The sequence below is a fragment of the Amycolatopsis iheyensis genome, from assembly GCF_024703995.1.
GTDB lineage: Bacteria > Actinomycetota > Actinomycetes > Mycobacteriales > Pseudonocardiaceae > Amycolatopsis > Amycolatopsis iheyensis.
The window spans coordinates 375,746-387,281 of sequence record NZ_JAMXQV010000004.1 but is presented as its reverse complement, the minus strand read 5'-3'; the positions used below and the strand labels follow the sequence as shown (position 1 = coordinate 387,281).

Annotated in this window: 12 protein-coding genes; 7 read left to right on the top strand and 5 right to left on the bottom strand. The window is 70.2% G+C overall.

All coding sequences use genetic code 11. The features are described from left to right. Nucleotides 1–63: 63 nt before the first annotated feature. The gene (locus M8542_RS11580) at nt 64–465 is read left to right on the top strand and encodes a RidA family protein (protein ID WP_257920073.1); all 402 of its coding nucleotides are present in this window, start codon (nt 64–66) and stop codon (nt 463–465) included. A gap of 111 nt (nt 466–576) precedes the next feature. On the opposite strand, the gene M8542_RS11575 is transcribed toward M8542_RS11580, so the two are convergent. After that, nucleotides 577–1,398, bottom strand: coding sequence for a hypothetical protein (locus M8542_RS11575; RefSeq protein WP_257920072.1), 822 nt, complete (start codon nt 1,396–1,398; stop codon nt 577–579). Between the two features lie 145 nt (nt 1,399–1,543). Between M8542_RS11575 and M8542_RS11570 the strand changes: the two genes are divergently transcribed. The 3 genes from M8542_RS11570 (at nt 1,544) to M8542_RS11560 (ending at nt 4,550) form a co-directional block, all read left to right on the top strand. After that, on the top strand, nt 1,544–2,419 hold the full coding sequence (locus M8542_RS11570; protein ID WP_257920071.1) for a TIGR03619 family F420-dependent LLM class oxidoreductase: 876 nt from the start codon (nt 1,544–1,546) through the stop codon (nt 2,417–2,419). 5 nt (nt 2,420–2,424) lie between these two features. Then, nucleotides 2,425–2,871, top strand: coding sequence for a nuclear transport factor 2 family protein (locus M8542_RS11565; RefSeq protein WP_257920070.1), 447 nt, complete (start codon nt 2,425–2,427; stop codon nt 2,869–2,871). Nucleotides 2,872–2,987: 116 nt separating this feature from the next. Beyond that, entirely contained in the window at nt 2,988–4,550 is a 1,563-nt protein-coding gene (locus M8542_RS11560; protein WP_257920069.1) for a carbohydrate-binding protein, read from the top strand. On the opposite strand, the gene M8542_RS11555 is transcribed toward M8542_RS11560, so the two are convergent. Next, a complete protein-coding gene (locus M8542_RS11555) occupies nt 4,547–4,921 on the bottom strand; it encodes a winged helix-turn-helix transcriptional regulator (protein WP_257920068.1) in 375 nt (124 codons plus the stop codon). The genes M8542_RS11560 and M8542_RS11555 overlap by 4 nt on opposite strands. 66 nt (nt 4,922–4,987) lie before the next feature. Between M8542_RS11555 and M8542_RS11550 the strand changes: the two genes are divergently transcribed. From M8542_RS11550 to M8542_RS11540, 3 genes are all read left to right on the top strand, one after another. Next, nucleotides 4,988–5,767 (top strand): NAD(P)H-binding protein, encoded by a 780-nt coding sequence (locus M8542_RS11550; protein WP_257920067.1) that lies wholly within the window; start codon nt 4,988–4,990, stop codon nt 5,765–5,767. After that, a complete protein-coding gene (locus M8542_RS11545) occupies nt 5,764–6,594 on the top strand; it encodes an alpha/beta fold hydrolase (RefSeq protein ID WP_257920066.1) in 831 nt (276 codons plus the stop codon). The genes M8542_RS11550 and M8542_RS11545 overlap by 4 nt, the downstream gene beginning before the upstream one ends. A 99-nt stretch (nt 6,595–6,693) precedes the next feature. Further along, nucleotides 6,694–7,881: an outer membrane protein assembly factor BamB family protein gene (locus tag M8542_RS11540; RefSeq protein ID WP_257920065.1), complete on the top strand. Its 1,188-nt coding sequence runs from the start codon at nt 6,694–6,696 to the stop codon at nt 7,879–7,881. Nucleotides 7,882–8,535: 654 nt separating this feature from the next. Here M8542_RS11540 and M8542_RS11535 read toward each other — a convergent pair. The 3 genes from M8542_RS11535 to M8542_RS11525 form a co-directional block, all read right to left on the bottom strand. Then, the gene (locus M8542_RS11535; RefSeq protein WP_257920064.1) at nt 8,536–9,123 is read right to left on the bottom strand and encodes a DUF3558 family protein; all 588 of its coding nucleotides are present in this window, start codon (nt 9,121–9,123) and stop codon (nt 8,536–8,538) included. Further along, nucleotides 9,120–9,485 (bottom strand): YbaB/EbfC family nucleoid-associated protein, encoded by a 366-nt coding sequence (locus M8542_RS11530; protein ID WP_257920063.1) that lies wholly within the window; start codon nt 9,483–9,485, stop codon nt 9,120–9,122. The genes M8542_RS11535 and M8542_RS11530 overlap by 4 nt, the downstream gene beginning before the upstream one ends. Before the next feature lie 439 nt (nt 9,486–9,924). Then, the gene (locus M8542_RS11525) at nt 9,925–11,457 is read right to left on the bottom strand and encodes a DUF4328 domain-containing protein (protein ID WP_257920062.1); all 1,533 of its coding nucleotides are present in this window, start codon (nt 11,455–11,457) and stop codon (nt 9,925–9,927) included. Between the last annotated feature and the right edge of the window lie 79 nt (nt 11,458–11,536).

Below are 11,536 nucleotides of genomic sequence, written 5' to 3'. Positions count from 1 at the left end.
AATACACGACACAAGATGTCGTGATTTGTCGCGAGGCTCTGTTCAGACACGAAAGGAGCTGATGTGACAGTCGAACGCACGGCGGTCAACCCGTGGCCGTGGTCGGTGGAGCTGGGGTTCAACCAGGGGGAGATCGTCTCGGGGGCGACGCGGACCCTGTACTGCTCGGGCCAGACCGCGATGGACGCCGAGGGCAAGCCCCAGCACGACGGCGACCTGGCCGCGCAGCTGACGCTGAGCCTCGCCAACCTGGAGGCGGTGCTCGGCTCGGCCGGGATGTCACTGGCGAACGTGGTCCGCCTGAACGTCTACACGACGGACGTCGACCAGCTGTTCCCGCACTACGGCGTGCTGGCGTCCCGCCTGGCCGCGGCCCGGATCGCGCCCGCTACGACGATGCTGGGAGTGACCCGCCTGGCGATCCCGGGCCAGCTGGTGGAACTGGAGGCCACAGCAGTCGCCTGACCCCCGCCCCAAGCGCCCCAATGTGGCCTTGGTTGCGTCTCACGCACCCAATGTGGCCTTCGGTGCGTCTGACGCACCGAAGGCCACATTGGGGCGCTGGAAAGCCGGGGGTCAGAAGTCGAAGCCGCCGCCGTCGAAGCCGCCACCATCGAAGCCGCCGCCGTCGAAACCGCCGCCGCCCCAGTCGCCGCCACCCATGTCGCCGCCTCCGTCGCCGCCGCCGAAGTCGCCTCCGCCGTCGCCGCCGTCACCGCCCATGTCGCCGGACTCCAGGGCGTCCTGCTGGCCCGCGTCGTAGCCCGACTCCCAGGCCGAGGCGCTGGCGATGCCGCCCATGCCGGAGAACATCGCGCTGAACAGGAACATCGACCCGAGCCCCCAGGCGCCGGCCACGAGCGCGGGCTTCCACCACGGCTCGCTGTACCAGCCCTGCGGCACCGGCCGCCCGGCCACGCGGCCGCCGGGGTAGTAGTACGGCGTGTCCTGCCCGGCGTCCGGCGAAGCGGCGTAGTGCTGGCCCTCGACGTCGACGTCGCGGCGCTCGGTGACCTTGCCGGCGCGCTCGCGCTCGGCCTCCTCCGGCAGCTGCGGGCCGGGGTCCATGCCCATCGCGACCCGCGCGGCGCGGACGTAGTAGAGGCCCTCGACCGCGGTGTCCTTGACCAGCCGGGCCTGTTCGATCGTGCGCGCCTGCTCCATCTGCGAGCCGGCCGCGTTGTAGCGCTCGGCGGCGTCGGCCATCGCCTGCATCGACGCGGTGTCGTTGCCGCTGAGGTTGAGGACCTGCCCGCCGAGCCGCTCGACCAGGCGCCGCGCGTCGGCCTTGGCGTCGTCGAGCTCCCGCTGCCGGGCCGCGGCCCGCTGCCGCGAGAAATACAGGCCGCCACCGACGATCACGACGACGAGCACGATCAGGAAGATCGCGGTGCCCATGGACCACTCCCAGAAGTTCGGGGCTCGGTGACCGGAAGTCACCTTTGATTCGGACAACGCGGACGTTACGCGGAGGGTTCCCGGCGAGTGACCCGGCACACCGCGCGCGGTGGCCGAGAGAACTAGAACACGTTATAGTTCGGCCATGAAGTTCACCCTGTCGATCGCGATGAACCCCCTCGATCAGCTGGGCGAGCTCGCCCGGGCCGCCGAAGAGGCCGGCTTCGCCTCCATCGCCCTGCCGGACTCGCTCTTCTACGCCGAAACGGTGGACACGGACTACCCGTACACCCCCGACGGCAGCCGCTTCTGGACCGGGGAGACCCCGTGGGTGGACCCGCTCGTCGCGACCGCGTCGATGGGCGCGGTCACCAGCCGCATCAACTTCTACACCTCCGTGCTGAAGCTCGGTTCGCGCAACCCGGTGCTGCTGGCGCGTCAGGTCGGGTCGGCGTCGGTGCTCACCGGCGGCCGCTTCGGGCTCGGCCTGGGTGTCGGCTGGCTGCCGCAGGAGTTCGAGTACTGCGGGGTGCCGTTCGAGCGCCGCGGCAAGCGCGTCGACGAGGCCATCGACGTGCTCCGGCTGATCCTCGACGGCGGCATGGTCGAGTACCACGGCGAGTTCTACGACTTCGACAAGATCCAGATGAGCCCGGCGCCGCCGTCGCGCGTGCCGTTCTACATCGGCGGCCACACCGAGGTCGCGCTGAAGCGTGCCGCCCGGGTCGCCGACGGCTGGTCGTCGGCGATGATGAAGCTCGAAGAGCTGCGCGACACCATCGCCCGGCTCAAGGAGCTGCTGGCCGAGCGCGGCCGCGCCGACGACCCGTTCGAGTACCAGGCCGTCTGCATCGACAAGTTCGGTCTCGACGGCTACCGCGAGCAGGCCGCGGTGGGCGTCACCGACATCATCACCATGCCGTGGGTGTTCGACGGCGTCGGGTTCGACGCGCCGGTCGAGCCGAAGCTCGAAGCGATCCGCAGGTTCGGGGCCGAGATCATCGACAAGTTCGAGGAGTGACGGGCGTGGGCGTGCAGGTCAGCTGGGACACCGCGGCGGAGCAGCCGCCGGCGCGGCGCGCGGCGTTCGCGTCGATGACCGCGGTGACGGCGGGGGACAAGCAGGCGTGGCTGGCGTTGTTCGCGCCGGACGCGGTGGTCGAAGACCCGGTCGGGCCGTCGTTCTTCGACGAAGAGGGCAAGGGGCACCACGGCCCCGACGGGATCAGCGCGTTCTGGGACAAGACGATCGGGAACGTCGAGCGCTTCGAGTTCACCATCCGCGACTCGCACGCGGCGGGCGACGAGTGCGCCAACGTCGGCACGATCACGACGTACCTGCCGGGCGGCTACCGCGTCGACACCGACGGCGTGTTCGTCTACCGCGTCGGCGAAGACGGGCTGATCCGGTCGATGCGGGCGTTCTGGGAGACCGAACGCGCGATGGCGACGGCGCGGCAGGTGAGCGAATAGCGTCCCGGCCAGCGGAAACCCAATTTCATATCTGATACATGATCTCTTGACCTCCGGTTAGGCAGGACTCTTTACTAACTGGTGTAGACCTCCGATGTCTTCACCAGGGAGCAAGTATGTCCTTCTTCCGGCGCACGGTGGTCGCGGCCGCCGCGTTCGCGCTCGCGGCCGGCGGCACCGTCCTGAGCCAGACTCCGGCGTCCGCGCTCGAGAACGGCCTCCTGCGCACACCGCCGATGGGGTTCAACAACTGGAACTCCACCCAGTGCAAGGCCGACTTCAACGAGACGATGATCCGAGGTATCGCCGACATCTTCGTGGCGAAGGGCCTCAAGGACGTGGGCTACACCTACGTCAACATCGACGACTGCTGGGCGCTGCCGGATCGGAACGCGCAGGGCGAGCTCGTCCCGGACCCGGCGCGCTTCCCGCACGGCATCAAGGCGCTCGCCGACTACGTCCACGCGAAGGGCCTGAAGTTCGGCATCTACACCAGCGCCGGCACGAAGACGTGCAACAAGGCCGGCTTCCCCGGCGGCCTCGGCCACGAGCAGCAGGACGCGAACCTCTTCGCCTCCTGGGGTGTCGACTACCTGAAGTACGACAACTGCAACAACCAAGGCGTCGACGCGCAGCAGCGCTACAAGGCGATGCGCGACGCGCTCGCGAAGTCCGGCCGGCCCATCGCGTACTCGATCTGCGAATGGGGGCAGAACAAGCCGTGGACGTGGGCCGCCCCGGTCGGGAACCTGTGGCGCACCACCGGCGACATCTCCGACAAGTGGTCGAGCATGATCGGCAAGGCGCAGGCCAACCGCGGTCTCGCGCAGTACGCCGGACCCGGGCACTGGAACGACCCGGACATGCTGGAGGTCGGCAACGGCGGCATGACCACCACCGAGTACCGCACGCACTTCAGCCTCTGGGCGATGATGGCGGCGCCCCTGCTCATCGGCAGCGACCTGCGGAAGGTGTCGGCCGAGCACTTCGCGATCCTCGAGAACACCGACGTGATCGCGCTCGACCAGGACCCGCTGGGCAAGCAGGCGACCGTGCTGAGCTCGAACGGCGGTCTGGTGGTCTACAGCAAGGTCCTGGCGAACGGCGACCGCGCGGTGGCGCTGTCCAACGAGACCGCCTCGACGGCGACGATCAGCACCACCGCGTCGGCGACCGGCATCGGCAGCGCGTCTTCGTACACGCTGAAAGACCTGTGGAGCAAGGCTTCCCGTGTCACCTCGGGCGCGATCAGCGCTTCGGTGCCTTCGCACGCGACGGTGGTTTACCGCCTGTCTTCGGGTGCTTCCCGTTACGAAGCCGAGGCGGCGACGCTTTCCGCGGGCGGCACGATCGACTCGAACCACGCGGGCTTCTCGGGAACCGGCTTCGCGAACGGCGCGAATGCGGTCGGCAGCTCCGTCGAGTGGCAGGTGACCGGGCCGGCGTCGACGCTGACGTTCGGCTACGCGAACGGCACGGCGGCCGCGCGCCCGGTGGACATCACGGTCGACGGCGTGGTGGTCGCGACCGGGGTCCCGTTCCCGGCGACCGGCGCCTGGACGACGTGGCGCACCGTCGTGAGGTCCTTGGTGTTGTCAGCGGGGCCGCACACGGTCCGGCTCACGGCGACCACGGCCGACGGCCCGGCGAACCTGGACTACTTGGACGTTTCACCCTAAAGCTTGGCGGAGCCGCGCGAACGGTCGTCGTAAGCCTGACGCGCCGCTTCGACCTTGTCGAGGTTGGGTGACCAGTCCGCGAGGCTCGCGAACAACGGGCCGAGGCTGCGCCCGAGCTCGCTGATCTCGTACTCCACCCGCGGCGGGACCTCGGCGTGGTAGGTCCGCGTGATCAAGCCGTCGCGCTCCATCTGCCGCAGTCGCTGGGTCAGCACCTTCGGGGTGATCGTGGCGATGCTGCGCTGGAGTTCGACGAACCGCTGGCGCCCGTATTCGTTGAGCGCCCACAGGATCGGCGTGGTCCACCGGCTGAAGACGATGTCGACGACCGGCGCGATCGGGCAGGCGAGCTCGGGTGTGGTTCCGGTCACTTTCGGTCCTCCAGCCAATACTTTCCTCTAGGTACCTACTATACGCAGGAATGTAGCGTCGTTCCCATGATCGTTGTCACGGGAGCCACGGGAAATGTCGGCAGACCGCTCGTCGAGACTTTGACGGCGGCGGGGGAAGAAGTGCGGGCGGTGTCCCGCCGGGGGCCGCTCGCGGGTGACTTGTCGGACGCGTCGTCGTTGCGTCCGGCCTTCGAGGGCGCGTCGGCGGTGTTCTTGCTGCTGCCGGGGGATTTCCGGGGGCCGTTGGAACCGGTGCTGTCGCTGGCCGCCGGGGCGCGGGTCGTGCTGTTGTCGTCGCAGGGGGTCGGCACGGGTCGGCACCCCGCCGTCTTCGAGGACGCGGTGCGCGCCTCGGGCCCGGGGTGGACGATCCTGCGGCCGGCCGGGTTCGCGTCGAACGCCTTGCAGTGGGCGGAAAGCGTCCGCGCGTCGCGGACGCTCGCGGCGCCGTTCGAGGACGTGGCCTTGCCGGTGATCGACCCCGCGGACATCGCCGCGGTGGCGGCCGCCGTGCTGACGGACGACTCGCACGCGGGCCGGACGTACGAACTGACGGGTCCCGCTCCGGTCTCCCCGCGCGATCAGGCGGCGGCGATCGGCGAGGCGGTGGGAGAGCCGGTGCGGTTCGTCCCGCAGACGCGCGCGGAGGCGCTTTCCGGGCTGTTGTCGTTCATGCCGCGGGAAATCGCGGACTCGACGCTGGACATCCTGGGCGCGCCGGTGCCGTCGGAGCGGCGGGTGAGCCCGGACGTCGAGCGGGTGCTGGGCCGGCCGCCGCGCCCGTTCGCCGAGTGGGCGGCGCGAAATGCGGTGGCGTTCAAGTGAACCTCTTCCACCGCGAAGCGGGCGCGGGCGCGCCGGTGGTGTTCCTGCACGGCAACCCGACGTCGTCGTACTTGTGGCGCAACGTGATGCCGCTGCTGCCCGGCCGCCGCTTGGCCCCGGACCTGATCGGCATGGGCGACTCACCGAGGCTTTCCAGCGACTACTCGTTCGACGACCACGCCCGTCACCTCGACGAATGGTTCGACGCGTTGTCGTTGGAAGACGTGGTCCTGGTCGGCCACGACTGGGGTGGCGCGCTGGCCGCGGACTGGGCGTCCAGGCACCCTTCGCGGGTCCGCGGACTGGCGTTCACCGAAGCGGTCCTGAAGCCGATGACGTGGGAGGAGTTCCCGCCGGTGGGCGCGGCGGTGTTCCGCGCGTTCAAGGCGGGCGAGTCCCTGATCCCTGAGTTCCTCGCCTCGCTCCCGGCGGAGTACGCCCGCCTGTACCCGACCGAGGAGTCGCGGATTCCGTTGCTGCGGTGGGCCCGCTCGATGCCCCTGGGCGGTTCGCCGGCCGACGTGGTGTCGCGGATCGAAGCGTTCGACGGCTGGCTGGCGTCGTCACCGGAGGTGCCGAAGCTGCTGATCACGTTCGAGCCGGCGTTCGACACGATGCTCACGCCACCGATGATCGAGTGGATGGCGGAGACGTTCGCGTCGCTGGAGGTGGTGCACCACCCGGTGGCGGCCGGGCACCACACGCCGGAGGAGCAGCCGGAGCTGCTCGCCTCGACGCTGGCCGCGTGGCTGGCGCGGATCCCGGCGAACGGGACAGTTGTTCATGAAACGCCGCGACGGTCCGAAATTGTCGGACCCCCTCGCTAGGGTCGGAGTTCAGTGGGGATGGGTTGCGGGCCACCGGATCCGGGGGCCGGCCCGCCTCGCGCGCCCTGCCGCGGCGGGGTTGAGCTGAGGGGAACGCGAGTGAACTTCCGAAGAACTGTCGTGGCGCTGATCGGCGCCGTCCTGCCGGTGGCCGGGTTCGTGGCGCCGGCCGCCGAGGCGGCGCAGGTCGGCGTCTCGGTGACCTACCAGGTCGACGCCCGGCACGACGGCACGCTGGTCGGCTCCGGGGTGGCGGCGCCGCCGCTCGACCGCAAGTGGTCGCGTGACCTGGGCGGCCGCGTGTCGTACCCGGTCGTCGCGGGTGGCCGGGTGTTCGTCACGTCGGCGTCGCCGACGGGGTACGGCACGATCCTGCACGCTTTCCAGGCGTCGACGGGTGAAGACGCCTGGGCGCCGGTCAGCCTGGGCGGCACGTACTGGTGGTCGGCGCTGGCGTACGGCGGCGGCCGGCTCTACGCGCAGAACTTCGACGGCGTGCTGAGCGCGTTCAACCCGGCGACGGGCGCGCAGCTCTGGTCGGCCCGGATGCCCGGCCAGTACTCGTTCACTTCACCACCCACGTTCGCCGCCGGCGTGGTCTACACCGCCGGAGCGGGCTCCGGCGGCACGGTGTACGCGGTGGACGCGGCAACGGGAGCGGTGCGCTGGACCCAGGGCGTCGCGAACGGCGACGAAAGCTCCCCGGCCGTCACGGCGAACGGCGTCTACGTTTCCTATGCGTGCGAACAGACTTACGCGTTCGAGCCCAAAGCGGGCGCACCGATCTGGCACCGTTCGACAGGCTGTTCGGGCGGCGGCGGCCGAACCCCGGTGGTCGCGGACGGCGGCCTCTGGATCCGCAACTCGTCGCTGACCACACCCTCGGTCCTCAACCTCACGGACGGCTCGGTCCGCGGCACGTACGAAGCCTCGAACGGCGCAACCCCGGCCCCGGCTTTCGACGGCCACCAGGGCTACTTCGTCGACAACGGCGTGTTGAAGGAGCGCCACAGCCGAACACTGGAGTCCCGCTGGACGTTCACGGGCGACAACGAACTGTCGTCGGCGCCGATCGTGGTGAACGGCTACGTGTACGTGGGTTCCCGCACGGGCCAGCTGTGGGCGTTGAACGGCGCCACGGGTGAGCCGGTCTGGTCCACCAACGTAGGTGCCCCGATCGCGGACCCGGACGAGCAGAACGTGTCCCAGCCCCTGACGGGCCTGGCCGCCGGCGGCGGCCTGCTGGTGGTCCCGGCAACGAACACGCTGGTGGCGTACGGCCATTGAGTGAAAGGGGCGGCCGCCGAACCCCCGGCGGCCACTCCGCTGGTCCTCGAGTCACGTCGAGTTGCTCTTCGACGCGCTGCGTCCACGGTGCGCTGCTGGCCCCGGTAAAGCTCGAGTGCCTGCCGCCATGCGGTGCGGGCCAGGTCGTGCCGGCCGAGTGCTCGGTGGGGATGGCCCAGGTTGTCGAGCGTGTTGGCGGTTTCGTAGCTGTGGCCGAGCCCGCGGAAGAGGGTGAGAGCCGCAGGTCATCCGCCCGGTTCCGGCGGGCCGGGCGGCTCGCCTCCGTCGTCGACGCTGCGTCGGAGTCGGCCCGGCTCGCGGGATCCCTGCGTCGCGAAGCAGCCGTCTCGCCCAAGGCCTCGGCGACGGCACCCGGCCTGCTCTCGAGCGAGCGCCGGCCGAGCAAGCACACGGCTTCGGGGGACCTGAGCGCCCGCTGCACCGGTGGGGAGTCCTCGCGGGCCGTTCCGGGCCCGCTCGTCTCGGGCCGGTTTCGGTGACCTGGCACAGCGTCCGGCAACGCCGGGCCGAGCCCCTCGCCGTCTCGGGGTCCCTCGTGCCGAACCGAAAGGTAACCGAAGAAGGACGATCACCCGAGCTGCCGCCGAGGGACCGCATTTGGACGTTCCGTGCCCGATCGCGGCTTACACCACATCAGGTCCTCAGGTTTCGCGCGGCAACCTCGGCGATCTTTTGTGCTGCGCCACAAGGGTCGTGTTGCCAGGGGCCGGCTTCGGGTTTGTCGTAGGTGGCGGCGGTGATGTAGATGAGGGTGCTGTCGTCGGCGGCGAGGGCGAGGGTGCAGCCGAGGGGGCCGTCGGCTTGTTTGCTGGGGACGTTGTCGTCGACGGTGACGATGACGGCGGGGTGGACGGTGTCGATGGTGATGGGTTCCCAGTGGTTGCCGGTGTCGTGGCCGCGGGCGTGCTCGAGGTAGAGCGTGCGGAGGCTGTTGTCGCGGTTGACGGTGTCAACGCTGGCGACGGGACCGAACTTGGTGACGCAGCGGTTGCCGTCGACGCTGCGGTCGCCGCCGGTGAACCCGAGGCTGTTGAGCTGTTCGACGGTGACCGCGGAGCAGGGGTCGGCGCGGAAGCGGGCGGTGCCGGCGAGCCCGGTGCCGGGGATCGGTGGCACGTCCATCGACGGCTCCGTCGGCGCGGGCGGCGGGCTGGGCGAGCAGCTCGTGATGACGGCGAGCGCCAAGACGGCGACGCCTGCAGCTGCGGCACGGCGGTTCATGGGTGGCTGGCTCCCGGCTTGAGGTCGAGGACGGCGCACATCTTCGCGACCGAGACCCCGGCAGCGGCCCGGCGCGCCGCGGACACAGCCTCGACCACGTCGGGCCCGATGATCTGCGGATGGGAGCTCCGCAGCACGGCGGGGCTGACGGTGAGGTCGAACAGCCGGCCATGACCGGTCACGACCGCGGTCACGGCGCCGTCCCGGGATCGTCCGGAGAAGCGGACCTGCTCGAGCTCGGCATCCAGCTCTGCGGCCTGCTGCCGCATAACGTCCGCGTCGAACACCACGTCGGCGTCGCCTCCCCACGCTTCCGACTCACAGTCGCGGGACCCCATGAGGACATCACTGCTGGTCGTCACGTGGTCACCCCGTGAGGGCACGATGGCTGACGGGATGCCCCGCTGAGCGCGACTTTGCCGCGGAGGCCCTCCGCACGTGGCACGCGACACGGGGGAACCCTTTGCGGCGAGCGGGGCGAGCCGGGATCGGAGAACTCAGGCGGGCGGTGCCCCAATGGGAGTCGGCGGATGCGTTGCCCTTCTTCGGTCTCGGCGGCCGTTTCGGCCGGCGAGTCTCAGACCGGGGCGAACAGGCATAGCAGCAAGCGAGAGGTGCGGGCCACGATTGGCGTCTCTATCTGCCGCCGACCCATGTCGAGCAGTGGGTGCCGCTTTTTCGCCGCGGCTTACGGCGTCGGGTTCGCTGCGCTGATCAGCTGATCCGGTGCGGGCGCCCGCCGGTGACCGGCCCCGGCCGACCGTTGGTTCGGGGCTGTGGCTCCTCACCCGTGTGGCTGTGTCAGCGGTTGCCCGGGTAGTTGAGCGGTCCGGCGTCGCGTGCGGCTTGGCGCGCGGCGGCGTCGAGCCGGTCGTCCTGACCGGTTTCTCGGGCGAGGCTGATGTAAAGGGCGGTCGTGGCGATGATGTAGCGGTGCTCGCGCACGGTGTAGCCGCTTTTGCGGGCGTCGCTGGTCTCATGGTCACAGACCTGGGATCCGGGGCCTTGCTGGGGACACCACATGCTCCAGTCGTCGACGTCGCGACCGGACACGCGGTCGTAAGCGGTGGTGGCGGCCTGGTCGTCGGACAAGGGCAGGACGGTGACCGCGACGAGGATGTCCCCGGCGTCGTCGACGTAAGTGCCGACCACGGCGGAGGTGCAGCCGCCGTTGCCGAGGGCAAGTCTGATGGTGTGGTCGGAGGCGGTGTGCGAGCAGTCGCGAATGCCGTCGCTGCCGCGGTGGTAGGACACGCCGTTGTCGTCGGTGAAGGATTCCGGCAGCAACGCCGATGCGGTGGGGGGCGTCGGGTCGGTCCTGATCGAGTCCAGGTCGGCCGGGCTGAACTTGGCGGTGGCCGATGACGTGTGGGTGGGTGTGCTTGCTGGCTTGGTGGGGCTGATGGTGCTTTCCACCATGATGCTGGGCTCTTCTCCGGTGGAGGCGGCCACCAGCGCGACGACGGTAACAGCGGCGACGGCGGCGATGCCGATACCCACCACGATCGGCGCCCGCAAACCCCGGGCCCGGCCTGGAACGGCCGGCGCGGAGGCGGTGATCCGGGTTTCCGGCCGGCCGGGGCTCCCGTCCAGCTCGGGCTGGGCTGGGGTGGCCGCAAGGGCGCCGTCGGCGGCAGGCGCGGTCTGCCAGGTGGTGATCCTCCGGATGACGAGGATGGCCAGCACGCCGGCGGTAGCCCAGAGCGCCATGAGCGCGGTGGTCAGGTTTGCGACGTCGAGGAAGTCCTGCTCTGTGGTTCTGTTCGCGATCAGCCGCACTTCGATCGGTCTGAGGTAGCCGAACAGCACGAACGACGCCCACCAGGCGACAACGAACCCGGTACCGGGCCGCGAGGGAACGCCGGGCTCGTCGACGCAGGTGTGGCGGGCAGCGGTGGCTCGCCACACGTCGGCCACGACAACGTAGGGGAACCACAGGTTGACCACGGGGGCCATCCAGGCGCCGACCACCCATCCCCGCCGCCGGCGGTGCACCGCGCTCCCGGCGAGCACTTCGGAGTTCACCCGCGCCCGCCACAACCACACCAGAAACGCCACTCCGGCCGCAGTCCACGTCAGCAGTCCCGGCCACCAGGACTTCGTCAGCACCCCCAGGAAATCGGAATCGACGGTGACCAGGTCGGTATCGGTCGCCCGGCCCGCCAGGTAGTCACGGGCGACCCCATGGTCGCGCCAATTGCTGACGGTCACCGACAGCGATTGCGCGAGATCCACCACGATCAGCGCCGCGGCGGCGGCGGCCCGACCGCCAAGCGGCCGCACCACCAGGTCCGGGCCCTCCCCAGGTGCGCCGTCTTCTGGTGCACCGTCCACGGCGTGCCTCCCTCGTCGTCGCGGCGGCTGCCGTCCTCCCACGACCGCTATCAGAAAAGTGACGGCCACCAGTTCCCGG

Excerpts from the sequence above, each read along its gene's own strand:
- M8542_RS11560 (WP_257920069.1), top strand. The coding sequence starts at position 2,988 with ATGTCCTTCTTCCGGCGCACGGTGGTCGCGGCCGCCGCGTTCGCGCTC.
- M8542_RS11550 (WP_257920067.1), top strand. The coding sequence starts at position 4,988 with ATGATCGTTGTCACGGGAGCCACGGGAAATGTCGGCAGACCGCTCGTC.
- M8542_RS11570 (WP_257920071.1), top strand. The coding sequence starts at position 1,544 with ATGAAGTTCACCCTGTCGATCGCGATGAACCCCCTCGATCAGCTGGGC.
- M8542_RS11575 (WP_257920072.1), bottom strand. The coding sequence starts at position 1,398 with ATGGGCACCGCGATCTTCCTGATCGTGCTCGTCGTCGTGATCGTCGGT.
- M8542_RS11535 (WP_257920064.1), bottom strand. The coding sequence starts at position 9,123 with ATGAACCGCCGTGCCGCAGCTGCAGGCGTCGCCGTCTTGGCGCTCGCC.